Here is a 26,207-nt window from a genome sequence, read left to right as displayed (position 1 = left end):
TCATTTCCCTCCTCCTGATTCATAGAAAACCCATGATCTGGATGTTTTGAACAGAATTCCAGTCATAATTCCGACGAGCAGGAGCATCACCCAGGCCATAGCCGACGCATAGCCCATATTGTTGAACATAAATGCCTGGCGGAACAAATACAGGGAATAAAGCATGGTTCCGTCCATCGGCCCGCCTTCGCCTTTGGAAATAATGTAGGCCGGCACAAATGTCATAAATGCGCTGATCGTCTGCATAACCAGATTGAACAGAATCACCGAACTAAGCAGCGGCAGCGTTATTTTGAAGAATCAGCGCATCCTGCAGATCGGCAGGAATGTCCATTCTGAAGTCCAGCCGCTCCTCAAAACGCGTTCGTTGAATCGTGACATAACTCCTCACAATACTGAGCTCCTTCTCTAGTGTGATCAGCGGGTCTTTCAGCCCTATCGAGCTGCGGAGCAGGTAACCCAGCGCCTCCACCATCTCTGAAATCTGCTCCTGCTTGTTCACCTTGGCCAGCCAGTTGATCGATTCCAAAGTGCTACAGCCAGCGGCTTCAGCTGATCCTGCAGGGACTGCGATACTCCTTCCCGGTTGCCGGCTGTCATCACACCGTCATTTGCATCCATCAGCATCATGGAATACACATACTTCTCCGCACCCGCAAAAGCCACCATCCGGTACACGTACTGAAGAAATATAAGAGAAAACAGAAACGACAGCAGCAGTAAGAAGGAAATGAGCAGAATCATTTTGTTAAAGATCCCCGAATTCCTGTAAGCGCTTTTATTATTTCTCAAGTACATTTCTTTTTTCAATCCGCCTTTCCGTATCATTTATAAGGCCAGTTCGCTTCATGAACATTATTATCATAAACGAATGACACGGTTATGGAAATATAAACCAAAAAGACCTGAATAGCAGTTTCATGAGAAACTGCATATCCAAGTCTATAGGGTGATGATTGTAAATGCGTATTTAAGTAAAGCACATATTATCCCAGCATCATCCGGTCATCCGCCAGCTTATGTCCGCTGATGGTTTCGAATTCACCAAGCAGCCGTTCGACGGTCAGATCTTTTTTCCGCTCTGCATCAATGTCCAGAATAATAGTTCCTTTATCCATCATGATCAGCCGGTTGCCCAGCCGGATGGCCTGCTCCATGTTATGGGTAACCATCAGCGTAGTGAGCTTCATCTCACGGACAATCGATTCCGTCAGTTTCGTAATCAGCTCCGCGCGGGCCGGGTCAAGGGCTGCAGTATGTTCGTCCAGCAGCAAAATCTGCGGCTGGGTAAAGGTCGCCATCAGCAGGCTGAGCGCCTGTCTCTCTCCGCCGGACAGCAGGCCCACTTGGGCGCGCAGCCGGTTCTCCAGTCCGATGCCAAGGCGGCTCAGCTGTTCACGGAACAGCGCCCGTCTGGTGCTGCTCACTCCGAAGGTCAGACCACGGTTTTGGCCCCGTTTGAAAGCCATCGCCAGATTCTCCTCAATCGTCATATGCGGGGCTGTACCGGCCATCGGGTCCTGAAAGACCCGTCCGATCCAGCGGGCGCGCTGATACTCAGGCAAATGGCTGATCGAGCTGCCTTCGATCCGTGCCTCCCCCAGATCGGGCTTCATTACTCCGGAGATCACGTTCATCAAAGTGGATTTACCTGCCCCGTTGCTTCCGATAATCGTAACGAAATCGCCGGCTTGAAGGTGAAGGTCGATGCCCAGCAACGCTATCTTCTCATCCGGGCTGCCGGGATTAAACAGCTTGGATACATTATCAAGCTTTAGCATCGGCTGCTCCCCCTTTCTTGCTTCTTAGCGCCAGCGCCGCTAGTTCAGCGCTTCTTCTGCGGGCTGTTCTCTTCTGCTTCATATACCGCTGAAGCGACGGGAATAACAGGGCAATAATGACGATAACTGCCGTAATCAGCTTCAAGTCGGAGGCCTTCAGCCACGGAACCCGCAAGGCGAGCGCTACAACAATCCGGTAGACGATCGAGCCCAGCACAACGGCCAGCGTAGCACGGAACACATTTCTGGCGCCAAAAATCGCCTCTCCAATAATTACCGAAGCCAGTCCGATAACAATCATCCCAATACCCATGGTTGAATCGGCAAAAGAGGAAGACTGAGCAATTAGTGCTCCCGAGAGCGCCACTAAGCCATTCGACAGGCTGATGCCGAGAATAGTCGTTGTATCTGTGTTTACACCGAAGCTGCGGATCATTCTTGAATTGTCGCCTGTAGCCCGCAGGGCCAGGCCAAGGTCTGTGCGCAGAAACAGATCCATCAGCAGTTTAACAGCAACCACAATAAACGGCATGACCAGCAAAGGATTTATTGAACTAAGCAGGGTGTCTTCGCCCATGATCGAAACGTTGGGCTTATCTAATATCCGTAAATTAATGGAATAAAGAGCTATCATCATCAGGATCCCGGACAGCAATCCGTTAATTTTGCCTTTTGTATGCAGCAGGCCCGTGCACATGCCGGCCGCCATACCGCCAGCCATTGCACAGAATGTAGCCAGCCAAGGGGAATAACCTTGAGTAATCATCACTGCGGCGATGGCCCCGCCAGTTGTAAAGCTTCCGTCTACAGTTAAATCCGGAAAGTCAAGAATCCGAAAAGTTATATATACCCCCAAAGCCATAAAAGCGTACAGCAAGCCCGATTCCAAGGCTCCCATTATTGAATCATACATAGGTGACTTCCTCCCTCAAGCGGCAAGGGGCGTTCTTCTCGAATCGCCCCGTCATAATATCTGAACTTATTGAATGATGTTGTTGGTCTGGTCAACGACTTCGGCTTTCATGGCATCTGTAACTTCAATGCCCTGCGCCTCTGCAGCCTTCAGGTTAAGTATAAGGTCCAGCTTCTCCTGCATGGTTACTTTCATGTCGCCTGGGCTTGTGCCGTTCTTCAGCACCTCCACAGCCATTTCACCGACCTGATAGCCGTGGTCATAATATTTGAAACCGACAGTGGCAAAAGCGCCCTTCTCTACCGTATCACGGTCAGCGGAGAAGAAAGGAAGCTTCTTCTCATTCGCGGTTTGAATGATCGTATCTACAGCGCTTACCACCGAATTGTCCAGCGTAATGTAGAATGCGTCTACACGTCCGACAAGCGATTCAGCCGCCTGCTTCACTTCAGAAGTATTCGTGACTGCAGCCTTCACCAGCTCAATGCCGTGTTTGTCAAGCTCTTCCTTGGCGATTCCTGCCATAACTACAGCATTCGGCTCGCCCTCATTAATGACAAGACCCAGTTTCTTCACCTTCGGGAACTGTGCCGCAATGAATTGCATCAGCCGGGTGATTGCCTCCGGATTGGTATCGGAAGCACCGGAGACATTGCCGCCCGGGTGTTCCAGATCGGTTACAAGTCTGGCATCCAGCGGATCTGTAACAGCGGCGAACAATACCGGTGTATCCTTATCTACCTTCTGCACAATTGATTGAGCCGAAGGAGTGGCAATCGCGAGCACGAGATCGTTTTTGTCGCCGGCAATCTTCTGTGCGATGGACAGGTTGTTGGCTTGATCGGCCTGTGCGTTCTGGAGATCCACCTTCAGGTTTTCGCCTTCAATAAGTCCGGCATCCTTAAGCGCAGCCATGAAGCCTTCGCGTGTCGCATCCAGCGACGGATGTTCTACGTATTGGGAGATGGCAATGCTGTAGGTTTCTTTGCTGCCTGCATCTGCAGGAGCAGCCGTGGCATTTGCCGGTTTATTAGCAGCTTTTTCCGTATTCACCGCAGCATTGTTGTTCGATCCGCAACCCGAAGCTACAAGCATCAGACACAAGCTTAGTCCTACCCAAATGTTCTTTTTTTTCATCATATAACCCCTTTTCTTTTACGGTATCAGCGCGTGCATCAAAGTGAGCGACTCAGCACTATCGCTTTCATCTTTAAAAGCGTTAAAGCGAAAAGCTTACACTAACCTCACATAAAATACAGCCAATCTATTAAACATAATATTATATGGCGGTCCTTTATCCGTCAATGACTTATCAACTCTCCAATTTATTCTTGCAAGATCAGGAAGCTAAGCCAAGATGTTCACTCCTTCTGACTCTACAAGAAAAGCTTCGATTGATGTCATTTCGGGGATGTCGCCGAATCCTTCCTTAGAGGATGCTTTTCTTGCAAGATCAGGAAGCTAAGCCAAGATGTTCACTCCCCCTGATCTTATAAAAAAAATCTCCTTGCGCAAACTGAACTTACAGTCTGAACATGGAGTGTGTCCGATGACATTTATTTATCCAACTAAAAAATTCACGAAAACTGCTGTGATCCTTGCCATTGTTATGTCCACCAGCGCATGCGGGTATTACAAAAACGAGGCAAAGCCAAAAGTCAATTCGGTGACACCTGCCGGCACTTTTGCGGGCAGCTATTATGAGAAATCCCATGTCACCGACAAGCAGGGAAAGTTCTGGATTCCGCTGAAACCCGCCGCTGCCTCAATCGGCTACCGGATGAAGGATGACACCGCCAGCGGAGGTTATGCCAAGCTCGGCTATACGGATGTGATGTACATGCTGCGCCCGAACTCTACTCAGGTCTTTTCACTGGGGGAAAAAATCACCCTGCCTGACGCGCCGGTGCGCCGTGACGGTCAAATCTATATCACTCCTACAGCTTTGTCTAAGCTGCTCCAAACTGAGGTGGGCTGGAACCCCACCAGCGGTGAGATCAATATCGCTTTGCCGTCAGACAAGGAAGCCCTTAGCAATACTGAAAAAAACGGTAACTCCAATATAGCCAAACCGCTGCGCATCCAGAGCGCTTCGAGCGTAGATACCGGTCAACTAGTCGCCTTTGCCAAAAGATTTCTGGGTGTACCTTACGATTTCGGCACCGGTCCATATGAGGATACCGGACGTTTCGACTGTTCCTCCTTCACAAAGCATGTATTTAAAAAGTTTGGTGTGGATCTGCCCCGGCTGGCTAAAGACCAGGACAACATCGGCAGACGGGTAAGCCGCAGTGAGCTGCAGGCCGGAGATCTGATTTTTTTCACCGTGCCAGGACGTTTTGACAGTGACGCCATACCGGGTCATGTAGGTATTTATATCGGCGACGGAAAGTTCATCCATACCTGGGGTGATCCCGGCGTACAGATCAGCGAACTGGACAGCGGATATTGGAGCAACGTGATACTGCATATGCAGCGCGTGCTGTAACCACATAGCAGCGTAGGCTGCTGAAGTAAAGAAGAGCCTGATCTCCTGCTAAAGAAGACCAGGCTCTTTTTACATTTTAAATTAACGGATATGATCCGGTTTCACTAGTCCCAACCTTTGCCTTTGCCGCTCAGCCGGACAAACAGCTTCACCAGTTCAACTAAAACAACGATGGACACGGCTGCCCCGCAGACAATCCACCACTGCAAACCGTTCAGATGCTGTACACCAAACCAATCGTTCAGACCCGGAATAATGATGACCAGCACGAGCAGTAGTCCGGAAATCACCGATGCGCCCAGCATATATTTGTTGCTGAACAAACCGATCTGGAACAGAGATTTCGTATTGGATCTGACGTTGAAGGCATGTGTAATTTGAAGCAGACCGAGGGTGGCAAAAGCCATCGTAACTGCGACACCCTCATCATAATGGGTATGCGCCCAGTAATAGACGAGCAGTGTCAGTGCCGCTTCGATGATCCCCTGGTAGACAATCCCTGCCCCCACACCACCGGAAAAAATACTGCTGCTGGACTTACGGGGTTTCTTCGTCATTACATCTTCCCCGGCTTTTTCCAGCCCCAATGCCAGCGCAGGCAGCGTATCCGTCACCAGGTTGATCCAGAGGATGTGAATAGGCTCAAGAATCCGCCAGCCGATCATTGTGGCGATGAACAAGGTCAGCACTTCCCCAAGGTTAGCGGAGAGCAGGAATTGGATGGATTTGCGGATATTGCTGTATACCTTCCGTCCTTCTTCTACCGCAACTACAATGGTCGTGAAGTTATCGTCGGCCAGCACCATGTCGGATACGCCTTTCGCGACATCCGTCCCCGTAATCCCCATGCCCACACCGATATCCGCTGACTTCAAAGCCGGTGCATCGTTCACCCCGTCTCCAGTCATAGCGACGATCTTGCCCTTTTTTCTCCACGCTTTGACGATCCTTACCTTGTGCTCCGGAGAAACACGGGCATATACGGAATAGTCCTCGACCCTATTGGCAAAATCCGCCTCGCTGATCTTATCCAGTTCGCGTCCGGTCAGGACACTCTTGTCGTCATCGATGATACCCAGCCGTTTGGCGATAGCCGCAGCGGTGTCCCTGTGGTCTCCGGTAATCATAACCGGACGGATACCCGCCTTGCGGCAGACCGCTACAGCGTCGCGCACTTCATCGCGCGGGGGATCAATCATCCCGACGAGGCCGATGAATACCAGATCCTTCTCTGTTGTGTCCGGTGAAGGTTTGTCTGGAAGCTCTGCATAATCACGGTAGGCAAAAGCCAGCACCCGCAGCGCTTCATCGGCAAGCGCCTTATTGCTTGCAGTGATCTTGCGGGAATGCTCCTCCGTGAGCGGAATGAGCTCCCCGGCCTCATAAATGTGGCTGCACTTGGAAAGCAGCACATCGGGAGCACCTTTCGTAAGCCCGCGGAACTTCCCTGCCTCCACCTGATGAATCGTTGTCATCAGCTTGCGGTCCGAGTCAAAGGGCAGCTCGCTTTTCCGGGGATACTGCTTCTCCAGCTCCCGCTTGTCAGTGCCGATGCTCAGCGCATAGTCCACAAGGGCTGTCTCCGTGGGATCCCCGATAATCGCTTTGCCGCTTTTGGTCCCGCTGGCTTTATCCCCCTTTGTGTTCTCTGAACCTTGCTTGCCGGTAGTGCTGCCTTCGTCAATGCTGGAATCATTACACAGCGTCATCGCCTGCAGCAGCAGCTCACCGCCCGGAGTTTCCTTGAGCTGTTCGGTCGCCTCAATAGTTGCTCCATTGGCGTACAGCTTCTCGACAGTCATTTTGTTGAGTGTCAATGTTCCTGTTTTGTCAGAGCAGATAATTTCAGTGCTACCGAGCGTCTCCACCGCAGGCAGCTTGCGGATAATCGCTTTGCGTCCGGCCATGCGCTGAACGCCAAGCGCCAGAATGATCGTTACGATCGCCGGCAGTCCTTCAGGAATCGCCGCAACCGCCAGTGAGATCGAGGTGAGCAGCATATCCAGCATTTCTCTGCCTTGAAGTAATCCTACGGCAAAAATGACTACACACACACCCAGAATAATATAGGTGAAGTATTTCCCCAGTTCATCCAGCTTTTTCTGCAGCGGAGTGACATCCGTTTCTTCCTCTGCGATAAAGCCGGCAATTCTCCCGACCTCAGTCTTCATCCCTGTGGCTGTAACGACGCCAACAGCTCTTCCGTACGTGACGCTGCTGCTCATATATGCCATATTTGTCCGGTCGCCGATTACGAGATCTGTCCCCTCCAGTTTGTCGGCATGCTTATCCGAAGGCAGCGACTCACCGGTTAACGCAGCTTCCTCTGTCTGAAGTGATGCTGTTTCCAGCAGCCTGACATCGGCAGGTACGACATTGCCTGCTTCCAGCAGGACAATATCACCGGGCACAAGCTCCTCACTCTTGATCTCCGTCACCTGACCGCTGCGGCGGACCCGGGCATGCGGCGAAGACATGCTTTTCAGCGCTTCCAGGGCCTGTTCTGCCTTGTTTTCCTGGATGACTCCAAGCACCGCATTCAATATAACAACCAGCAGGATAATGATTGTATCTGTCCATTCCCCGAGAATACCCGACAACACCGCGGCCGCCAGCAGAATAAAGATCATTACATTTTTGAACTGCTCAATAAATTTGGCCAGCAGTGACTTTGGCTTTGCCTCCTGCAGCATATTTTTCCCGTACCGCTCCAGCAGCTGCGCCGCCTGTTCTGAAGTTAATCCCTCTTCTCTTGTCTCCAGCCGCTTCAGGACTTCCTCTTTCTCCAGCAGATGAAACGGTTGTTGATCTTGTTGATTTGCAGAGTTCGAATTCAAGCTGTCAGCTCCTCCCATGTTCTAAAGTGGTGTATAGCAAATCACTTATATGGAGTTTTACCCAAAATTAACCGCAGAATTCTGAAAATTTAAGGACATTTTTCAAAGCTTACTCAAAAACATCTGCAAACAACGACGATTAGCCTTCAGTATTTTGAAAACCGGGATGCTCAAAGCCCTTAAACCTGGTTCCCTGATATACAAGCTCCCCCCGGTCTCCTTCAACAATCAATCCAAACGCCTTATTCGGTACCTGCAGTTCGACGCGGCGTCCATCTTGAAACTCAAAAGTTACATAGTAGCTCGTGTGGGCCCCGGAGTCGCCTGATCCGCCCCAGACCTGTGTCCGTTTGGTCACGGCCGCAGCGTACGCAGAGACCAAGGGACTGGCATTATTGCTACTCCAGATGCTAATGGCTTTGATGATAAAAAAGATAAAAAAACCAATCACCAGCAAAAAAATCAGCTTAAAAAAGAAAGGCATTCCATAAATAAAACTCCAAAAAAAACTGCCCTGCGGAAATTGCCCAAAACCGCTAATAAAGCTCTGTCCGTTCAAATCCATCTCTCCTCTTTCAAAAAAAATATTAAAAGTGCGATTTACTTTAAAATACGCTTTATTTCTCCATCAGTTTCAGTTTTTCAGCCTTGTAAAATGAAAAAAGAGCTGATTTGAATTTGGCCCGGCACAAGAACGTATGTTATGCTTTATATACAAGATACAGTAAGGAGGTGATCTCATGAGGGCATATCTAGCGTATTTTCCCTACTCAAAACTGCTTCGGGCCGCATTTATTCCGATTCTTCTGTTTACCCTGATAGCAGGAGCCATCGGTGCTTTCAGCACTGTGGAGTATGAAGGGGAGACCCACAAATTTGAACGCTACGAGCATAATATGGCGACGCCGGTTCGTGCACATTCAACACCTATTAAATTTGTACCCGCTGTCCGCTTACCGCATCATGGGATCACACCGGTAGTTCTGCCGGAAACTCCCGTACCTGTACTTGTGGTTTCGCTATCCCCAATTATTTACATTACGCTGAAGCGGCTGCTGCTGCAACCGCTTAGATATACTTCAAATTTGGTGCATCGCCCTATTTAACGACAGAAAAAGAAATGCATATTGGCTCTCACAGAAGAACAATCTTAAGACATATCAATTGGAGGCTGGACTTTCATGAACTATAGAGAATCAGATCTGCCGGGAATCGGCAAAAAATTTCTGCTGCAAACGCGCAGCGGCGACAAGCTAGTGGTCATTGTGCATGACGACGGCAGACGCGAGCTGTACCATTTTGATTATGATGATCCGGATCAGAGTGTATCCATGGTTACACTGGACGATGATGAAGCAAGGCATATCTCTGCCATTGTCGGCGGAGTCACCTACAAGCCCAAGGCCCTGGAGTCCATTGAGGTGGCACTGGATGATTTGATCATCGAATGGTACCGCCTCGAGTCAGGCTTCAAATGTATCGGGCATACGATCGGCGAACTGGATGTACGTGCACGTGCAGGCGTCACTATTATTGCGATCATTGAAAAAAACCATCAGAAACATCTGAGTCCTGGACCGGAAGTTTTGCTGAAAGCAGACTGCACCGTTATCGCTGCCGGGGAGAGACATCAGCATAAGCAGTTCAAACACATCCTACGAAATGGATGTGGTTAATAGATGAGCCATTATATTATTTTTGAAGTAGGCCTGGCCATTGTCCTGATTGCGCTTGCCGGAATCATCTCCACCAAACTCCGCTTTTCTGTAATTCCTTTCTATATTCTTATCGGGATGGCCGTTGGGCCCCACGCCTTCAAAATTTGGCATCTCGATTTCCGCTTTATCGAAAGTGCTTCCCTGATCGAATTTATGGGCCGCATCGGCGTACTCTTCCTGCTGTTCTATCTGGGGCTGGAGTTCTCCGTGGGCCGGCTTGTCAAAGCAGGACGTTCGATCGTAACCGGCGGTACGATATATATCCTGATCAATTTCACACTGGGGCTGGTCCTCGGCTGGGCACTCGGTTTCCCTCTGGAGGAGATTCTGATTATTGCCGGAATCACCACGATCTCTTCCAGTGCCATTGTAGCCAAGGTATTGGTTGATTTGAAGCGCACCGCAAATCCCGAGACTGAAATGATTCTCGGCATCATCATGTTTGAGGATGTATTTCTCGCAGTCTACATCTCCATTCTCTCGGGCCTTGTCCTCAGCGGCTCTTCGTCGCTTGGCGGCGTACTGCTGTCCGCGCTCCTCGCGTTAGGATATATGCTGGCCCTCCTCATTATTGGACGCAAGCTAGTTCCCTGGCTCAACCGCGTCCTGAACATCCGTTCCAGTGAATTATTCGCGCTTGTCATCTTCGGTGCCCTCTTTCTCATTGCCGGCTTCTCTGAAACGATCCATGTCGCCGAAGCGATCGGAGCATTGCTTGTCGGGCTGGTGCTTGCCGAAACCGAGCATGTCAAACGGATTGAGAAACTGGTCATTCCGTTCCGTGACTTCTTTGGAGCCATCTTCTTTTTCAGCTTCGGTTTGACCATTGACCCGCTCTCCCTCGGAGGAGAAGCGTTCTGGTATTCATTAGCTGCGGTAATCATAACACTGTTCGGAAATTTCTTGGCAGGAATGCTGGCGGGACGCAGTGCAGGTCTCAGTCCGCGGGCTTCGTCCAACATTGGCCTAACTATCGTCTCCCGTGGGGAGTTCTCCATAATTATGGCCAATCTTGGCAAAGCGGGCGGACTGATGGCGATCCTTCAGCCATTCGCTGCCATGTACGTTCTGATGCTGGCCATCCTTGGTCCGCTGCTGACAAAGGAGTCTAAGACGATTTACAAGCTCCTGGATAAGGTATTCAAATTCGAAAAGCGGCATCTCGCACGCAAAGCGAAACAAGCCGCCCCTGTACTCGACAAAGAGTAAATAGAGTTCCCTGTTGAAGGGAGGGACGTGTATGAAAAAACGTTTACGCGGGGAATACACCCCGCCACAGCACAAGGGAATCCGCATTCTCTCCGTTATTGGCGGAGGACTGCTGGCCGCTGTCGGGCTAGAGCTGTTTCTGATTCCGCATAAGCTGGTCCCTGGCGGAATAGCCGGACTGTCTGCTCTGCTCGCCCATCTTACCGAAATGCGGCTTGGCCTGTTTCTGTTTCTGTTCAATCTGCCGTTTATTCTTTTGTCACGCAGGCAGATTGACATTCGCTTTGCCCTTTATACGATGCTCGGGTTGATCTGCTTGACCATAGGCTCATTGGCCTTGCATCACTTTCCAGCCGTTGTCAGTGAGCCGCTTGCTGCAGCAATAGCTGGTGGTCTCTGCCTTGGCTTTGGAATCGGTATTTCAATCCGCTTCGGCGGCATCAGCAACAAGACCAGTGAACAGGGTTATGTCTTGCTAAGCGGCAGCTTGCCGAAATCGGCGGAAACCGTCATTATGCTGTTCAACTGTGTCATCCTGCTATTCGGAGGAATGCTGTTTGGCTGGGATCAGGCGATGTACAGCATTATCGCCTATCTGCTGGCCTTTGAAGGCATCCGGATCTCACTTCGGGACCTAACTCGCTCCCGGGCTGTCTGGATTACCAGCAGCCACTGTGATGAAATCTCCAAAGCGCTCCACCAATCGCTCGAGCGGGAGACCAAACTTGTCCAGGCTTCCGGGCCGGAGGGACAGAAAGGCACACTCTTCTGTCTTGCCAGCAAGATGGAGGAAGCCACTTTGACTTCAATTGTGAAGGAATGCGACGAGGACAGCCTCATTGTCGTGCGCGCAGCGAAGGGCCAGGGCATCGCCGATTTTTTCCGCAAAAAAATCAGCTGAAAGATGACTCTGCCGGACTTTCCTGAACTGTGAATGGCTATAACCTATGAAAAAGGCGTTCCCGCTGCTGCAGCGCGGGAACGCCTTTTCCTATCTGCCAGATCCGGGTCTAGCAAATGCCCGTTTCTTCAACGGAACATCCCCCATAACCGGATCAGGTGAAACGTATTGCTCGGATCAATCTTCTGTGCGATCACAAATTTCACGATTTGCTCTTCCTGGGCTGAAGACAGCTTCTCACCCATCACTGCCGCAGCATTGCGTACCAGCCTGCGCACAACTCCTGTGTCCTGCAGCTCTTGCCTGGAAATACCGTTAATCATATTTTTGATGCGTTCCTTGACTGCCGGATTCTTCATCTTCAGCTTGATGCGTTCCACCAGCTGCGGGCTGATTCCGTATTGCTGATAACCCAAGCGCAGCACCTCCCGTCATATCCAATCATTCACAGTATATGAGGGCCGGTTGCCGCATGTGCCTATTTAATCGATAATATCCCCCTGGAATATTTGTTCGTTCTGCAGATAGCTCCGCAGCGGTGCATAATCTGGGGATGTCCAGAAGGAAGAATCCTTCAGCAGCTCCGCAGCATCGTCACGCGCCTGCTCCAGTATCTCAAAATCCGCAGTCATGTCCGCCAGCCGGAATTCCGGCAGACCGCTTTGCTTCGTACCAAAGAAATCCCCCGGACCTCTTAGCTCCAGATCACGGCGGGAGACCTCGAATCCGTCGTCCGTATCGGTCATGGCGGTCATCCGCTCCCGGCCGATCTCCGACTTGGGATCAGCCACAAGTACACAGTACGACGCATGCTGGCCTCTACCGACCCGCCCGCGCAGCTGATGCAGCTGTGACAAACCGAAGCGGTCCGCATCCATGATGATCATCAGCGTGGCATTGGGAACATCGACGCCAACCTCCACGACCGTAGTGGAGACAAGCAGCTGAAGCTCGTTGCTGTAGAAGGCGCGCATCACTTCATCTTTCTCACCCGGCGTCATCCGTCCATGCAGCAGCCCAACTTTATAGTTCGGAAAGGCCTGGGACATCTGGACATGCAGGTCTATCGCGTTCTGCACATCCAGCTTCTCCGACTCTTCGATCAGGGGGCAGATGAGATAGGCCTGACGGCCTTGATCAATCTCACGGCTGACCAGGTTCAGCACACGCTCCATCAGATCATGCTTCACCCAATAAGTCGTGATTGGAACCCGTCCTTTAGGCCGCTCCGACAAAGTCGAGACGTCCATATCCCCGAAGACCGTAATTGCCAGTGTCCGCGGGATCGGGGTCGCCGTCATCGTCAGCACATCCGGGTTATACCCTTTGCGCCGGAGGACACTGCGCTGGTTCACTCCGAAGCGGTGCTGTTCATCGGTAACCACAAGCCCCAGCCCGCGGAAGAATACATCATCTTGTATCAAAGCATGGGTGCCGACCACGACGTCCAGCACGCCCATTTGCAGTGAGGCCAGCAGATCCTTACGTTTGCGCCCTGAGACACTGCCCGTCAACAGGCCTACCGTAATGCCAAACGGCTCAAACATTTTGGTCAGCGAGCGCATATGCTGCTCGGCCAGAATCTCTGTCGGCACCATCAGCGCGCCCTGAAACCCCGACCTCACGGTGGCAAAAAGCGCAATGGCCGCAAGCACCGTTTTGCCTGAGCCTACATCCCCCTGCAGCAGCCGGTTCATGCAGTACCCGGACCTCATGTCCTGCAGAATCTCCAGCTCTACATGCTTCTGCGCATCCGTCAATTCAAACGGCAGACTGCGCACAAAGGAGCGGACGGTAGAGTTATCAACTGTATGCACTACACCGTCCATTCTGCCGTGGTTCAGCACCCTGAAGGCCTGCACCTTAAGCTGGAACAGAAACAGCTCTTCATACACCATTCTGCGCCGTCCCTGCTGGCCTTCGCGGGTATCCTCCGGCTGGTGGATCGTTGCGATGGCCCGCTTGCGGGGCATAAAATCATATTTCCGCATAATGACGTGCGGCAATATTTCCGGAATCATCTCTCCGAACTGCTGCATGCCCTGGTTAATAACCTTGCGGATCCAGGACTGGGTGATCTTGCCGCCCACAGAGTATACCGGCTGCAGGGTGCCTGTCTTGCCCTCCCCGCGGTCCGGGAACTCATAATCTGTCACCGTAATCTGGCTGCGCTTCTGGTCCCATTTGCCGGTTAACACGATCTCCCGGCCTACAGTCAACTGCTCGCGCACATAATGCTGATTGAACCATGTAGCGGTGAACATCCAGGGTTCAGCCACCATCTTGCAGCTTAAGCGCGACTTGCCGCCAAACCGCTGCAGTACGGGGATGCCAATCACCTTAGCCACCAGGGTAGCCTTGTCACCATGCTTCACTTCACTCAGCGAGCGGGGGCGGAAATCCTCATAACGGAATGGATAATACTCCAGCAGATCCTTTACTGTAAAAACGCCAAAGGCGTGGAGCTCGGATTGCTTTTGAGCGCTCACGCCAGTTATTTGCTTCACTTCAATTTTTTCCAAAGACAGGTTCATGTTCATCCCCTATTTACGCGGGCCAAATGAATACGGCTAAGGTACCGTTGCCGACATGGCTGCCTACGACAGGGCCGATGTTGGTCAGCACTTTCTCATTCAGGGTGAAGTGCACGGCTAATTCCTGCAAGAATTCTTCGCCGTAAGCCGGTTCAGCCGTATGACCCACAGCCACATTGATTTTGTCCACACCCGGCAGATCGTTTTTGAACAGCTCGATCATGCGGGCTATTGCCTTCTTCCGGCCTCTGACCTTCTCTACCGCATAAATAATGCCTTCTGCATCAATGGAGAGAATCGGCTTGATATTCAGCAGCGTGCCTAATATGGCGGATGCTTTGCCGATTCTGCCGCCCTTTTGCAGATATTCCAGTGTATCTACCAGGAAATAAAGTTTGCGCGATTGGCGCAGCTTCTCCACGGCTGTCAGAATCTCCTCCGGGCTTATACCTTCTTTAGCCATTCTGGCCGCTTCCACTACCATAAAGCCGAAACCGTAGGATGCGGACAGGGAATCTACCACAGTGATGGCGTCCCCTTCCTCATCCAGCATCGATTTGGCCAGGACTGCAGACTGATAAGTTCCGCTAAGTCCGGATGATATATGAAAAGATAGAATCGTACTGCCTTGATTACGCTCCAGAATACTGCGATACAAATTCATATATTCCACCGGAGACGGTTGAGATGTGGTCGGCAGCTTCGGTGAGTGGGGAAGACGCTCATAGAACTGCTCCGGTGTCATATCCACATTGTCCCTGTACGCTTCCTCGCCGAACATTAATGTCAGCGGCACGACCTCAATGCCGTATGCTTCCGCCAGAGCCGGCGGAATATCTGAGGTGCTGTCTGTGACAATTACGGTACGATTCATGGGTTTCCTCCCCAAACTATGATTAAGCAGTCCGCACGAGGCGGAGTATGCTTTGATGCTGACAGAAGGAATTCAGTCTCCGCCTATGGCTCTACCGAGAAAAGATAATAATACAGCGGCTGCCCGCCCTCATGAACCTCCACTTCAACCTGAGGATAAGCCTCTTCCAGCCAGCTGCTGAGTGACGCGGTTACATCCGCTTCTGCTTCAGCACCGGTCAGAACCGTAACGATCTCGTCGCCGTTCTCCAGCATGCTTGTGAGCAGTTGCTTGCTTGCAGCGAGCAATTCATCGGAAGCAGCAACGATCTTCGAATTGGAAATACCGATATACTGTCCGGATTTGATCTCCAGCTCTTCAATCACGGTATCACGTACGGCGTTCGTAACCTGGCCGGATTTCACATGTGCGATGGCTTCCAGCATGTTGCTTGTATTGGCATCCACTGCATCATCTTCCTGGAAGGCAAATGCAGCGGCAATTCCCTGCGGGATGCTCTTGCTCGGAATCACCGTGATATCCCGTTCGTCCTCAAGCAGCTCTTTAGCCTGCTGTGCGGCAAGCACGATGTTGGAGTTGTTAGGCAGAATATATACATGCTTCGCAGAGATGGATGAGATCGCGTTTACGAAATCCTCCGTACTGGGATTCATGGTCTGTCCGCCTGCCAGAACCGCATCGACCCCGAGGCTTTTGAAAATATCGGTAATCCCGCCGCCGGAGGATACGGCGATGAAGCCGTACGGCGCCATATCGTCCGCCGGAGGAACCGCCGGGGCAGGCACTGTGCTCTTCTCGCTAGGGATATCTGCAAACAGATCCGGCATTGGAGCGATATCCATACCTGTTGTCAGCAGATCGCGATGCTGCTCACGCATATTTAGAATATGGATCTGGGTGATCTCGCCGTAGAGCAATGCCAGGCTCATCACTTCACCAGGTGTCTTGGAATGCACATGCACTTTGATCGTGTCATCATCGGAAATGACGATGATTGAATCCCCATTAACTGACAATGCTTTCCGAAAAGCTTCCTCATCAAATTCCGCTTTCACGGCTGCGCCAAGCTGGCGGTTGATGAAAAATTCCATATCATATAAAAATTCGATATCTTCCGTGGACAGCTGGGATTGCGCCGAAGACTGCACGGAGGACAATATATTCTCAGGTTTGGTGAGCACAGGTGCCGTTACAGCGGCAGGTGCCGGAGCTTGTCCTTGTACAGACGCCGGAGATGCGGGGACTCCGCTTGTCAGATACTGATGAAATCCTTCATAAATGTAGACCAGACCTTGGCCTCCAGAGTCAACCACGCCAACCTGCTTCAGGACAGGCAGAAGTTCAGGAGTATTGGCTAATGCCTCTTTGGCTTTGGCCAGAACCTCCGTCATAAGCTCCGTAATGTCTGTCGTGCGGCGAGCGTAGTACACCGCATGTCTGGCAGCTTCTTTGGCGACGGTGAGTATAGTGCCTTCTACAGGCTTGACCACCGCTTTGTAGGCCGTATCCACTCCGGTCTGCAGTGCTGCCGCGAACTGTTGCGTGTTCAATTCATCATATTGGGCTGCGGAACGTCCAAGACCTCTGAACAGCTGTGACAAAATAACGCCAGAGTTTCCCCGTGCACCCATCAGGAGACCTTTGGAGAGTACTCCTGCACATTGCCCGACAGAGGCGGTATTATTCTTTTTCAATTCGTTCGCGCCTGCAGTCATCGTCAAATTCATATTAGTTCCCGTATCTCCATCCGGAACCGGAAATACATTTAAGGAATTGACGTGCTCTGCATGCTGCTGCAGCTTTTCCGCTCCGGCGAGTACCATTGCGGTAAAATCTGCTCCGTTTATAGAACGCTTACTCAATGAGAATTCCCCTTCCTAACTTCATGCCTAATCAATTCTATGATTAACTGGACATAATACACTAATTTATATTGTACTATAAGAGCCAAAAGAAATAAATGTTTTTGAATCGGTTGACGTAGCAAATTTTGCTGTGATATTATATTTAAGTATTGTTTTATGCAGGTGTTAGTAACAAGGAGGTGTAATCTATGTCCCGCAAATGTACTGTAACAGGCAAGAAACCGGGCAGCGGCAACCACGTGTCTCACGCAAACAACCGCAACCGTCGTTCTTGGGGAGTTAACGTTCAGAAGGTCCGTATCCTAGTGAACGGCAAACCGAAACGCGTGTACGTCAGCACCCGTGCTTTGAAAGCCGGCAAAGTTGAACGCGTTTAGTCTTGGATTATCCTAGACCTAGCGATATCTCATATGAAGCAAAAAGCACCCTTTACATACGTAAGGTGCTTTTTTTCATGTTTTCAGTTCTGATCCTTCCTCAGCTTTTCTGAAAAGTATTCAAAATCGCTTTAACAAAACCTCCCAAAAATCTTGGCAGCTTAAACGTGTAAAATTTCATCATTAACCCTCCCATCAATTCATGCCGTACGCTAGGAGACTTTCCTGTCTTTTCTGTTTGCGCAAACGAGCTGCAGAACTCCCTTATGGAACAAAAAAAGGCTGCATGAGATTTCTGCTCATGTAACCATATTTATGCACCCACAACTTGGCCTATACCTCAAGACTAATTAGGCGGCCGCCCGATTAACGGATTGCTGCCTCTGCTGCTTCACGGATTGCTTTGATGGCGGCTGCACGATCGCTGCGTCCAAACACGGCATTGCCTGCGACAAGGGTGTCTGCGCCCGCTTCAGCCGCCAGGGGTGCCGTTGCTTCGGCAATTCCGCCGTCGACCTCGATGCGCAGCCCTTTGTGATTGGCTTCGTTCGCCCACTCCCGGATCTGCCGGATCTTGCGCAGTGTATGGGGAATGAAGGCTTGGCCGCCAAAGCCCGGATTCACGGTCATCACAAGCACCATATCCACATCCTCAAGCACCTCGCGCACGGCTGAAGCCGGAGTTCCCGGATTGATCGCCACGCCGGCCATCAGGCCCAGTTCCTTGATCTGATGGATAACCCGGTGGAGATGCACACAAGCCTCTGCGTGAACCGTTATAACCGCTGCACCGGCTGCAGCAAAATCGGCAATGTAACGTTCCGGATTCTCAATCATCAGGTGCACATCAAGCGGTAAAGACGTGTGGGACTTCACTGCTTTGACAATGGGCGGACCCAGCGTAATATTCGGCACAAAATGACCGTCCATCACATCCACGTGAATCCAGTCTGCACCACTGGCCTCCGCTTCCGCTACTTCAGTACCAATTGCGGCGAAATCCGCCGATAACAAAGATGGGGCAATTATAATCATCAGTTAGTACCTCCGCTTCTTGTCTTTCATTTCATTGTAGAACAGCTTGTAATGCTCATAGCGGCTGTCTGCAATTTCTCCAGCCTGCCATGCCTCGATGACACTGCAGGATGGCTCATGCAGATGACTGCAGCCGCGGAACTTGCAATTCTCCGCATAAGGAGCAAACTCCCGGAAGCAGACCGACAGCTCATCCACGCCGAGTTCCAAAAAGTCCAACTGGCTGAACCCGGGTGTATCGGCCACAAAGCCGCCATTACCGATATCCATCAGCTCCACATGGCGGGTGGTATGGCGTCCCCGGCCGAGCCGCAGGCTGATTTCACCCGTCTCCAGTTCAAGACCGGGCACCAGCCGGTTCAGCAGCGTTGACTTGCCTACACCGGATTGTCCGGAGAAGACACTGATGACTCCGGCAAGCCGGTTGCGCAGCTCATCGCTGCCGGAGCCGGTTAAAGAGCTAGTAACCATCACTTCGTAGCCGATACGCTCATAAAGCTCTTTAACCATTTGCGTTGCTTTCCCATCGTCATCCGCTAAATCCTGTTTGGTCAGTACAATCAGGGTGTTCAGACCGGAATGTTCGATGTGGACCAGAAACTTGTCCAGGAGATTCAAATTCATATCCGGCTCCCGCACCGAGAACAGCAGCACAGCCAGCTTCACGTTGGCAACCTGCGGGCGGATGAGTTCCGATTCACGCGGAAGCAACTCGTCAACCATCCCTTCCTCGTTTTCGGTCAGAATATAGATTATACGGTCACCGACGAGCGGAGCAACCCCTTTTTTCTTAAGAATCCCCCGCCCCCGGCATTGAACTGCCTCTTCCTCTGTCGCAATTACTCCGTCCCGGAGCGGCTTAACGTAATAATATCCGCTTAATGCTTTAATAATTATTCCTTCAGGCATACATAGTGAGCCTTCCTCTCCTGATTTTGCGCAAATGACCCAAGCTTGAAGCTCCCCGGGTCATTTCGCTGCCGCAGCTTCCCTGGTCAAATTCACCGGTTCAGCTTCAGCTTTTCTCTTTGGATTTGTTTTTTTCTTTATTTTTACCCTTTATTTCGCTGTCATTCGTCAGTACATTTGCATTTTTGGAGTTATCCGGCAAATATCCGGTCTGATTCTGACCCGCTTCGCCCGTGTTTTCGCCTTCGCCGGTAGGCGGAGACAGAATCTCCGGTTCAATTGTCTCTTCAGGCGGACTTTCAGTTGGCGCCTGAGTAGGCTCAGGTGTAGGTACAGGTGTCGCTGTCGCTGCAGGCTCAGGCACCTGCACAGTTCCGTTTTTGGCATCCGAGTAACGGATCTCAAAAGCCTCTATATAATCTCCGTTCTGGTAGATCGAGACTGCTCCGTCTTTATTCGGGGCAAGGACCAGAGGTACGGATAAGACCTGACTCTTCGCGATCGTGCGGGTTCCCCATTCCTGCTGGGCTCCATCTTTGGTGGCATCAGAGAAAACAATACGGATTTGAGTCTTCTTACCGTCACTTGACGGAGCTACAGGCACTTTAAAGACATAATCAATAGCTTCCGGCGGAAACCCTTTGCTTATGGAAATGGAGACCTTGTCGCCTGGTGCAGCAGTATCCCCCTCTTCATAAGGCCATTGCTTCATGACCTGTCCCTTTTCAACGGAATAACTGGTATCTTCCTTGACCTCATCAAGAACAAGGCCCAGCTCCTCCAGTTTCGCTTTTGCCTGCTTCTGGGTTGAACCGGTAAGATCAGGCATAGTAACCGTGTCTTTGCCTTGACTGACATAAAGCTTAATAGAGCTCGTCTCGGGATCATAATCACTCCCCGCAGCCGGTTCAGAACGAATGACCTGTCCTTCAGGAATGTTATCATTGTGCTCTTCTACCGGGGTGATCCGTTCTTCCTCGACACCCTCTGCAATCAGTGCTTTAACGGCTTCGTCGTAGGTTTGTGTGGACAATTCCAGCATTTTAGATGGCGTCTTTTCTGTACTGACCGACAGGATGACATGCGTTCCTTCTTTGACGATTGTTTCAGCTTTTTTACCCTGTTCCCATACGATATTCTCAGCGAAATCAGGGTTGTACTGCATAACCGGTTCCGCAATGAGTCCTGCCTCATCCAGCATGGAAGTGGCTTTCTCAAGCGTTTGGTTAACCACATCCGGCACTGTCACTTCGTCAACGACCAGCTTGGCATTTACATACCACACAACACTGCCCATAGCGAGCAAGATTACAAGTGTAAGACTAATCCATAAAGCTGGGCGGCCCCATCTCCGCTTACCCGGGTTGGAAGGAATGATTGCGTCCTCTTCCCGCTGCATTTGCATCCGGTCTTCACCGCCGCTGCGGTTGCCAAGCCCCCGCTGGAGCGGCTTAATCGCCGGAATAATCCGTGTTCTGTCCTCGTCATCCCCGTCATCGTGGAACAGGGATTTGGCTTCACTGCGCCGCTCAGGCAGCAGGCATGTCTCTAAATCCTGCAGCATCTGCTTGGCTGATTGATAACGTTCCTCCGGATTTTTGCGCATGGATCTCAGGATTACATTCTCCACACTCTGCGGAATCAGCGGATTGAGCAGACGTGGCTCCTCAAATTCCTCCTGCAGATGCTTCAGCGCAACACTGATCGGACTTTCGCCCAGAAACGGCAGCACGCCCGTCAGCATCTGATAGAGCACAATCCCCAAAGAATAGAGGTCAGATTTCTCTCCAGTGGTCACACCCTTGGCATGCTCCGGGGAGAAATAGTGCACTGAACCTACAACTGAACCCGTCTGGGTGATTGTAGTGGAAGTAACAGCACGGGCAATCCCGAAGTCCGTTACTTTAACCCGTCCATTGCGGCCGATCAGAATGTTATGAGGTTTAATATCGCGGTGAATGATCTGGTTCTGGTGGGCATGGTCGAGCGCATCGCAAATCTGTGAAGCGATACGCACCGATTCATCTACCTGTAGCGGAGCCCGTTCCTTAATGATCTCATTCAGGTTTTTGCCTTCTATATATTCCATAACAATATAATGAACTTCGTCTTCTTGCCCCACATCATATATACTGACCACATTCGGATGTGATAAAGATGCGGCTGATTGCGCCTCCCGCCTAAACCGGCGGATAAATTCCTCATCATGCACAAATTGATTGCGCAGCACTTTAATGGCGACGTTCCGGTTGAGCAATATGTCATGCGCTCTGTAGACGAGCGCCATACCGCCTCCACCGATCCGTTCGATGACTTGGTAACGGCCGCCCAATTCGTGACCGATCATCTATTCCACTCCTTTGTTTCGGGCACAGCGGCCTCTCCTTGATGTTCTAGCATAGCGAGGCTGATATTATCGCCGCCCCCAGCAAGCAATGCCAGCTGAAGCAACCGATCCGCTCTTTCCTCTAACGGTATTTCTTGTATTCCAGCAACCTTACCCATATGCTCCAGGCTGACAAAATTACTCAGGCCGTCGCTGCATAGCAGCAGAAGTTCCCCCATAGCCAGATTGACAGGAGCCAGATCAGCATGGACCTCGGGATCCGTCCCCAGTGCTCTTGTCAGCACGTTGCGGCGCGGATGGTTGTCGAGCTCCTCCAGGCTGATCTGGCCGTTCTTGAACAGCTCATTGACCAGCGTGTGATCCTCGGTTAATTGCGTAGCTGCACCGTCCTTAACCAGATAAGCCCTGCTGTCCCCTATATGGCCAATATATCCCGCTGACCCCTTCAGTAGAACAGAAACGACTGTAGTTCCCATATTATGGTACTTCTCGTCGCGCGAAGCCTCGCTGTGGACGATACCATTGGCTTCTGTAATTGCGGCAGCCAGCGCTTCCCGCAGCTCTTCCTCTGAAAGATCAGGCTGTAACCCTTCAAGGGCATTCCTCATCGTCTCCAAGGCGAGCCGGCTTGCGGTGTCGCCAGCCAAATGTCCGCCCATTCCATCGGCGATAATACCGAGAGTATAACCGTGGCGCGTCGCGCCGATCCAGACCGAATCCTCATTGACGGTACGTACCCGGCCAATGTCGCTGGCATGAACTGTTCTGATCAAATATCCTCACCCCAACTCCATATGTTTGGCGCGCAGCTGTCCGCATGCGGCCGCAATATCATGGCCCTGCTCACGGCGGATGGTAACATTCACACCCTGATCGGCCAAAATACGCTGAAATTCAAAGATATCGTTACGTGAAGTTCTTACATACTTGCGCTCCGGCACGTGGTTAACCGGAATCAGGTTGACGTGGCACAGCATTGTTTTGAGCACCCCCGCCAATTCCTTCGCATGCTCTGGCTGGTCGTTTACTCCGCCGATCAGTGCGTACTCGAAGCTGATGCGACGCCCAGTCTTGGCCTGGTAGTAACGCAAAGATTCAATCACGTCGTCAAACGGATAGCGGCGGTTTACCGGCATCAGCTTGGAGCGCAGGGCATCATTTGGCGCATGAATGGAAATGGCCAGATTGATTTGTGTATCTTCCTCAGCGAATTTGTAAATGTTCGGTACAATTCCGCTGGTAGAAACGGTAATATGGCGCTGGCCAATATTCAGGCCTTTTTCATGGATCATAAGACGCAGGAATCTCATCGTTGCGTCATAGTTCTCAAAGGGCTCGCCTGTACCCATAATTACAATGCTGCTGACACGCTCGCCGCGCGCATCAAGAATTTGCTGTGAACGGACGACCTGGGCAACAATCTCGCCTGCGGTCAAATCGCGTTTCAGCCCGCCAAGTGTGGAAGCACAGAAGGTGCAGCCGATCCGGCAGCCTACCTGTGTCGTTACACACACGCTATTGCCATAGTTATGTTTCATAATAACTGTCTCGATCGCATGATCGTCATGCAGACCGAACAGGAATTTTACTGTACCGTCCTTGGACTCCAGCTTCGTAATCTCGGTAAGGGCAATGATGCTGAACTGATCATTCAGCTTCATGCGCAGCGCCTTGGACAAATTGCTCATGGATTCAAAATCGCTTACACGCTTTACATACAGCCAGTCGAAGATTTGCCCGCCGCGAAAAGCGGGCTCACCGTTATCTTTCGCCCACTGCTGCAACTCTTCCAAAGAAAAATCATATATTAAAGGTTTCATTATATTCAGCACCTGTTCTTTCATGAAGTATAAAAATGTATTGATTATACGCTTAGGATATGCGTATTATTTCTCATTCTTCCTATTTTAACACAAATTTCAGAGACGGTAAAAGAAAGCCCGCCACGCACAATACCCTGCGGGCGGGACAACTGTAAATCCCTTGCCGATTTACTATTTTACGAGAGTCGTTCCAGCCGGGCAATATAGAACCCATCGCTTCCAAAATGCTGCGGCAGGAGCTGTATGCCCTCTCCTGCGGCAACTGCAGTTTCTTCAAGACGCTCCCATACAGGGGAGCTGAAAGTCACAGGTGCAAACCCGGGATTATTCTTTAGAAAATCAGCGACAATGCCGCTGTTCTCCGCCTGCTCTGTCGTGCAGGTGCTGTAAACCAGCACGCCGCCGGGTTTCAGCAGTCTGGCAACCGATTGCAGCAGCTCGCCCTGCAGGACGGCAACACTGGCGACATCCTCCGGCTGCTTGCGCCACTTCAGGTCCGGCTTGCGGCGGATTACGCCAAGGCCGGAGCACGGGGCATCCAGCAGGATGCGGTCAAAGGATTCCGGCTCAAGCGTATCCTCAAGCTCAAGTGCATCGCGGCTGCCTGTTGTTATGGACTCCAGGCCCAGCCGCAGCGCCTGATCTGCAATCAGCTTTGCCTTATGTTCATGCAGATCATTGGCATAGATGCTGCCTTCGTCTTTCATCAGCTCAGCCATATGCGCGCTTTTGCCGCCCGGGGCAGCGCAGCAATCAAGCACGTTCATTCCCGGCTTAGGATCAACAGCTTCAGCCACCAGCATAGAGCTCTCATCCTGGATCGAGATGTATCCATCACTGTACCAGGAGGTTAATGCCAGATTACCTCCACCTTTTACAACAATCCCGTACGGGCTTACTCTTGACACAGAGGCTTCCATTCCCGCTTGCTGCATCTGTGCCAGCAGATTGTCCCTGCTGATCATCGTTGTGTTCACACGCACGCTGACCGAAGGGGGTTCATTATTGGCCGCACACATGGCTTCAGCCGTTTCCATACCATATTCAGCCGCCCAGCGCCGCACCATCCAGAGCGGATGCGAATGGAGAATGGAAATCCGCTCCTCCCCGCTGAGTCCTTCTTTTAGTACAGGCAGATCACCGGCCCTCAGCACGCTGCGGAGAACCCCGTTGACCATTCCCGAAATCCCTTGGTGCCCACGCTTCTTGGCTATATTCACAGCCTCATTTACGGCTGCATGTGATGGAATCCGGTCGAGATACATGATTTGATACAGACTCAGGCGCAGCAGATTACGCACCCAAGGCTGCAGCTTGGCGATTCCCTTGGTCACGAAATCTCCCAGTACATAATCCAGCGTTAACATCCTAGAGATGCTGCCGTATACAAGCTCTGTGACAAGTCCTGTATCTTCCCGGCTAAGCCCTGATTTCTGCAGGCTGCTGTTGAGCAGCAGGTTACTGTAAGCTCCCTGCTGTTCGACCCGGACGAGAACATCGAGAGCTACCTCACGGGCAGAATCTGCCGACGATTTGCCGCCAGCAGCGCCCTTGCGGTTTGGTTTGGCAGTTGCCCCTTTTGCGCCAGTCCCCGTATTCCCCCCTCTTGAAGAGGGGGCCTGTCCACTTCGTCCTGCGCCATTGTGGCCGCCCGCGCTCAACCGAGCACCGTCCCGGGCTTCATGGCCGCGCCACGGCTAAAGTCGCCAGCGCTCATCGCTTTTTTGCCAGCAGGCTGCACTGAGGTCAACAGCACAACTCCGTCGCCGGTCTTCACCTCAACGCCCCGCTCGTTAACAGCTAATACCGTGCCTGGCGCAGACGTTCCACCCGTGCTGTTCCCGTCAGGCTTTGCTGCCGCCCACACCTTGAACGTTTCACCGTTCCAGAGCGTAAACGCCCCGGAGAACGGGACCAGTCCCCGAATGCGGTTATAAATTTCGCGCGATCCGGCATTCCAGTCAATCCGCTCGTCTTCCCGGCTGAGATTCGGCGCATAGGTGGCTTCACTGTCGTCTTGGCGCGTAGCCTGAAGGCGACCGGTAGCCAATCGCGGCATTTCTGCCTTCAGCAGATCCCGTCCGGCAAGACTCAGCTTCTCAAACAATACCCCTGAAGTATCTTCATCTCCGATGGGAACCTCAACCCGCGATATCATATCCCCGGTATCCAGCCCTTCCGCCATGTACATCAGCGTGACTCCGGTGACCTGCTCACCGTTGATAATACAGCGCTGAATCGGCGCTCCACCGCGGTATTTCGGCAGCAGCGAGCCATGAACATTGACACAGCCATTCACGGGCAGCTCCAGCACCGATTTGGGCAGAATTTGACCGTATGCCGCAGTAACAATCAAATCCGGCTTATAGGCAGCCAGCTCCGCTACGGCTTCCGGCCGGCGCAGCCGTTCTGGCTGCAGGACTGGCAGCCCCAGAGACAGCGCCGCCTCCTTCACCGGAGTTGGTACAAGTGTCTTCTTGCGGCCTTGCGGCCGGTCAGGCTGGGTGACAACGGCCACAACTTCGTAACCTTCCTCCACCAGCATCTGCAGGGAGGGCACCGCAAAAGCCGGCGTTCCCATGAACACTATTTTCAT

At 51.6% G+C, this 26,207-nt stretch carries 25 protein-coding genes and 1 pseudogene; 6 read left to right on the top strand and 20 right to left on the bottom strand.

All coding sequences use genetic code 11. From position 1 onward, the window contains the following. The 6 genes and pseudogenes from NSS79_RS14055 to NSS79_RS14030 form a co-directional block, all read right to left on the bottom strand. Positions 1–300 (bottom strand): annotated as a pseudogene (locus NSS79_RS14055) (ABC transporter permease); the annotation flags it as partial. Then, on the bottom strand, positions 272–475 hold the full coding sequence (locus NSS79_RS14050) for a histidine kinase (protein ID WP_342440368.1): 204 nt from the start codon (positions 473–475) through the stop codon (positions 272–274). The pseudogene NSS79_RS14055 and the gene NSS79_RS14050, both read right to left, overlap by 29 nt. Before the next feature lie 23 nt (positions 476–498). Further along, complete coding sequence (locus NSS79_RS14045) at positions 499–744, bottom strand: hypothetical protein (protein ID WP_342439797.1); 246 nt, start codon at positions 742–744, stop codon at positions 499–501. 242 nt (positions 745–986) lie between these two features. Then, positions 987–1,781 (bottom strand): ABC transporter ATP-binding protein, encoded by a 795-nt coding sequence (locus NSS79_RS14040; RefSeq protein ID WP_342439796.1) that lies wholly within the window; start codon positions 1,779–1,781, stop codon positions 987–989. Continuing rightward, positions 1,768–2,694, bottom strand: a complete 927-nt coding sequence (locus NSS79_RS14035; protein WP_342439795.1) for an ABC transporter permease — start codon at positions 2,692–2,694, stop codon at positions 1,768–1,770. The genes NSS79_RS14040 and NSS79_RS14035 overlap by 14 nt, the downstream gene beginning before the upstream one ends. Positions 2,695–2,760: 66 nt before the next feature. After that, entirely contained in the window at positions 2,761–3,831 is a 1,071-nt protein-coding gene (locus NSS79_RS14030) for an ABC transporter substrate-binding protein (RefSeq protein WP_342440367.1), read from the bottom strand. Positions 3,832–4,243: 412 nt separating this feature from the next. Here NSS79_RS14030 and NSS79_RS14025 point away from each other — a divergent pair, with 412 nt between their 5' ends. Next, the gene (locus NSS79_RS14025) at positions 4,244–5,182 is read left to right on the top strand and encodes an NlpC/P60 family protein (protein ID WP_342439794.1); all 939 of its coding nucleotides are present in this window, start codon (positions 4,244–4,246) and stop codon (positions 5,180–5,182) included. Between the two features lie 104 nt (positions 5,183–5,286). Here NSS79_RS14025 and NSS79_RS14020 read toward each other — a convergent pair whose 3' ends face one another. Further along, entirely contained in the window at positions 5,287–7,974 is a 2,688-nt protein-coding gene (locus NSS79_RS14020; RefSeq protein ID WP_342440366.1) for a calcium-translocating P-type ATPase, SERCA-type, read from the bottom strand. A gap of 184 nt (positions 7,975–8,158) precedes the next feature. Next, positions 8,159–8,578 carry a DUF2500 domain-containing protein gene (locus NSS79_RS14015; protein WP_342439793.1) on the bottom strand — a complete coding sequence of 140 codons (420 nt, stop codon included), beginning with the start codon at positions 8,576–8,578 and terminating at the stop codon, positions 8,159–8,161. A gap of 181 nt (positions 8,579–8,759) precedes the next feature. On the opposite strand from NSS79_RS14015, the gene NSS79_RS14010 reads away from it, so the two are divergent. The 4 genes from NSS79_RS14010 to NSS79_RS13995 all read left to right on the top strand — a co-directional run bounded on the left by NSS79_RS14010 (position 8,760) and on the right by NSS79_RS13995 (position 11,847). Further along, complete coding sequence (locus tag NSS79_RS14010) at positions 8,760–9,125, top strand: hypothetical protein (protein ID WP_342439792.1); 366 nt, start codon at positions 8,760–8,762, stop codon at positions 9,123–9,125. A 75-nt stretch (positions 9,126–9,200) separates the two neighbouring features. Beyond that, positions 9,201–9,695: a cation:proton antiporter regulatory subunit gene (locus NSS79_RS14005; protein ID WP_342439791.1), complete on the top strand. Its 495-nt coding sequence runs from the start codon at positions 9,201–9,203 to the stop codon at positions 9,693–9,695. Between the two features lie 3 nt (positions 9,696–9,698). Then, positions 9,699–10,946, top strand: coding sequence for a cation:proton antiporter (locus NSS79_RS14000; protein WP_038590603.1), 1,248 nt, complete (start codon positions 9,699–9,701; stop codon positions 10,944–10,946). A 31-nt stretch (positions 10,947–10,977) separates the two neighbouring features. After that, a complete protein-coding gene (locus NSS79_RS13995) occupies positions 10,978–11,847 on the top strand; it encodes a YitT family protein (protein ID WP_342439790.1) in 870 nt (289 codons plus the stop codon). A gap of 128 nt (positions 11,848–11,975) precedes the next feature. Here NSS79_RS13995 and NSS79_RS13990 read toward each other — a convergent pair whose 3' ends face one another. From NSS79_RS13990 to NSS79_RS13975, 4 genes are all read right to left on the bottom strand, one after another. Beyond that, positions 11,976–12,263: a stage VI sporulation protein F gene (locus NSS79_RS13990; RefSeq protein ID WP_342439789.1), complete on the bottom strand. Its 288-nt coding sequence runs from the start codon at positions 12,261–12,263 to the stop codon at positions 11,976–11,978. Positions 12,264–12,329: 66 nt separating this feature from the next. Next, positions 12,330–14,381: an ATP-dependent DNA helicase RecG gene (recG, locus tag NSS79_RS13985; protein WP_342439788.1), complete on the bottom strand. Its 2,052-nt coding sequence runs from the start codon at positions 14,379–14,381 to the stop codon at positions 12,330–12,332. 13 nt (positions 14,382–14,394) lie between these two features. Beyond that, positions 14,395–15,255: a DegV family protein gene (locus NSS79_RS13980; RefSeq protein ID WP_342439787.1), complete on the bottom strand. Its 861-nt coding sequence runs from the start codon at positions 15,253–15,255 to the stop codon at positions 14,395–14,397. A gap of 83 nt (positions 15,256–15,338) precedes the next feature. Continuing rightward, positions 15,339–17,117, bottom strand: coding sequence for a DAK2 domain-containing protein (locus NSS79_RS13975; RefSeq protein ID WP_342439786.1), 1,779 nt, complete (start codon positions 17,115–17,117; stop codon positions 15,339–15,341). A 191-nt stretch (positions 17,118–17,308) separates the two neighbouring features. On the opposite strand from NSS79_RS13975, the gene rpmB reads away from it, so the two are divergent. Beyond that, on the top strand, positions 17,309–17,497 hold the full coding sequence (rpmB, locus tag NSS79_RS13970; RefSeq protein ID WP_019911441.1) for a 50S ribosomal protein L28: 189 nt from the start codon (positions 17,309–17,311) through the stop codon (positions 17,495–17,497). A 100-nt stretch (positions 17,498–17,597) separates the two neighbouring features. Here rpmB and spoVM read toward each other — a convergent pair whose 3' ends face one another. The 8 genes from spoVM to fmt all read right to left on the bottom strand — a co-directional run bounded on the left by spoVM (position 17,598) and on the right by fmt (position 26,207). Continuing rightward, a complete protein-coding gene (gene spoVM / locus NSS79_RS13965; RefSeq protein ID WP_020431362.1) occupies positions 17,598–17,678 on the bottom strand; it encodes a stage V sporulation protein SpoVM in 81 nt (26 codons plus the stop codon). Between the two features lie 185 nt (positions 17,679–17,863). Then, positions 17,864–18,532 carry a ribulose-phosphate 3-epimerase gene (gene rpe, locus NSS79_RS13960; protein WP_342439785.1) on the bottom strand — a complete coding sequence of 223 codons (669 nt, stop codon included), beginning with the start codon at positions 18,530–18,532 and terminating at the stop codon, positions 17,864–17,866. A gap of 3 nt (positions 18,533–18,535) precedes the next feature. Further along, positions 18,536–19,441 carry a ribosome small subunit-dependent GTPase A gene (rsgA, locus tag NSS79_RS13955; RefSeq protein WP_342439784.1) on the bottom strand — a complete coding sequence of 302 codons (906 nt, stop codon included), beginning with the start codon at positions 19,439–19,441 and terminating at the stop codon, positions 18,536–18,538. A gap of 106 nt (positions 19,442–19,547) precedes the next feature. Beyond that, on the bottom strand, positions 19,548–21,788 hold the full coding sequence (gene pknB, locus NSS79_RS13950; RefSeq protein WP_342439783.1) for a Stk1 family PASTA domain-containing Ser/Thr kinase: 2,241 nt from the start codon (positions 21,786–21,788) through the stop codon (positions 19,548–19,550). Continuing rightward, complete coding sequence (locus NSS79_RS13945) at positions 21,785–22,561, bottom strand: Stp1/IreP family PP2C-type Ser/Thr phosphatase (protein WP_076111303.1); 777 nt, start codon at positions 22,559–22,561, stop codon at positions 21,785–21,787. The genes pknB and NSS79_RS13945 overlap by 4 nt, the downstream gene beginning before the upstream one ends. Before the next feature lie 6 nt (positions 22,562–22,567). Further along, complete coding sequence (rlmN, locus tag NSS79_RS13940; RefSeq protein ID WP_218642525.1) at positions 22,568–23,608, bottom strand: 23S rRNA (adenine(2503)-C(2))-methyltransferase RlmN; 1,041 nt, start codon at positions 23,606–23,608, stop codon at positions 22,568–22,570. Positions 23,609–23,787: 179 nt separating this feature from the next. After that, complete coding sequence (rsmB, locus tag NSS79_RS13935) at positions 23,788–25,272, bottom strand: 16S rRNA (cytosine(967)-C(5))-methyltransferase RsmB (protein ID WP_076111301.1); 1,485 nt, start codon at positions 25,270–25,272, stop codon at positions 23,788–23,790. Then, positions 25,269–26,207: a methionyl-tRNA formyltransferase gene (gene fmt / locus NSS79_RS13930; RefSeq protein WP_076111300.1), complete on the bottom strand. Its 939-nt coding sequence runs from the start codon at positions 26,205–26,207 to the stop codon at positions 25,269–25,271. Before fmt ends, rsmB begins: the two co-directional genes overlap by 4 nt.

The sequence above is a fragment of the Paenibacillus sp. FSL L8-0436 genome (assembly GCF_038593025.1).
Classification (GTDB): domain Bacteria; phylum Bacillota; class Bacilli; order Paenibacillales; family Paenibacillaceae; genus Paenibacillus_AQ.
Note: the sequence above shows the minus strand (reverse complement) of the source record. Positions and strands in the feature narration are given on the sequence as shown.

What these genes read in the sequence shown, in the direction of transcription:
- rpe (WP_342439785.1), bottom strand. Translation starts at nt 18,532, where the DNA reads ATGATTATAATTGCCCCATCTTTGTTATCGGCGGATTTCGCCGCAATT.
- NSS79_RS14040 (WP_342439796.1), bottom strand. Translation starts at nt 1,781, where the DNA reads ATGCTAAAGCTTGATAATGTATCCAAGCTGTTTAATCCCGGCAGCCCG.
- rlmN (WP_218642525.1), bottom strand. Translation starts at nt 23,608, where the DNA reads ATGAAACCTTTAATATATGATTTTTCTTTGGAAGAGTTGCAGCAGTGG.
- pknB (WP_342439783.1), bottom strand. Translation starts at nt 21,788, where the DNA reads ATGATCGGTCACGAATTGGGCGGCCGTTACCAAGTCATCGAACGGATC.
- NSS79_RS14005 (WP_342439791.1), top strand. Translation starts at nt 9,201, where the DNA reads ATGAACTATAGAGAATCAGATCTGCCGGGAATCGGCAAAAAATTTCTG.
- NSS79_RS14030 (WP_342440367.1), bottom strand. Translation starts at nt 3,831, where the DNA reads ATGAAAAAAAAGAACATTTGGGTAGGACTAAGCTTGTGTCTGATGCTT.
- recG (WP_342439788.1), bottom strand. Translation starts at nt 14,381, where the DNA reads ATGAACCTGTCTTTGGAAAAAATTGAAGTGAAGCAAATAACTGGCGTG.
- NSS79_RS14045 (WP_342439797.1), bottom strand. Translation starts at nt 744, where the DNA reads ATGATTCTGCTCATTTCCTTCTTACTGCTGCTGTCGTTTCTGTTTTCT.
- rpmB (WP_019911441.1), top strand. Translation starts at nt 17,309, where the DNA reads ATGTCCCGCAAATGTACTGTAACAGGCAAGAAACCGGGCAGCGGCAAC.
- NSS79_RS14035 (WP_342439795.1), bottom strand. Translation starts at nt 2,694, where the DNA reads ATGTATGATTCAATAATGGGAGCCTTGGAATCGGGCTTGCTGTACGCT.
- NSS79_RS14050 (WP_342440368.1), bottom strand. Translation starts at nt 475, where the DNA reads ATGGTGGAGGCGCTGGGTTACCTGCTCCGCAGCTCGATAGGGCTGAAA.
- NSS79_RS14010 (WP_342439792.1), top strand. Translation starts at nt 8,760, where the DNA reads ATGAGGGCATATCTAGCGTATTTTCCCTACTCAAAACTGCTTCGGGCC.
- NSS79_RS13995 (WP_342439790.1), top strand. Translation starts at nt 10,978, where the DNA reads ATGAAAAAACGTTTACGCGGGGAATACACCCCGCCACAGCACAAGGGA.
- NSS79_RS14025 (WP_342439794.1), top strand. Translation starts at nt 4,244, where the DNA reads ATGACATTTATTTATCCAACTAAAAAATTCACGAAAACTGCTGTGATC.
- rsgA (WP_342439784.1), bottom strand. Translation starts at nt 19,441, where the DNA reads ATGCCTGAAGGAATAATTATTAAAGCATTAAGCGGATATTATTACGTT.
- spoVM (WP_020431362.1), bottom strand. Translation starts at nt 17,678, where the DNA reads ATGAAATTTTACACGTTTAAGCTGCCAAGATTTTTGGGAGGTTTTGTT.
- fmt (WP_076111300.1), bottom strand. Translation starts at nt 26,207, where the DNA reads ATGAAAATAGTGTTCATGGGAACGCCGGCTTTTGCGGTGCCCTCCCTG.
- NSS79_RS13980 (WP_342439787.1), bottom strand. Translation starts at nt 15,255, where the DNA reads ATGAATCGTACCGTAATTGTCACAGACAGCACCTCAGATATTCCGCCG.
- NSS79_RS14000 (WP_038590603.1), top strand. Translation starts at nt 9,699, where the DNA reads ATGAGCCATTATATTATTTTTGAAGTAGGCCTGGCCATTGTCCTGATT.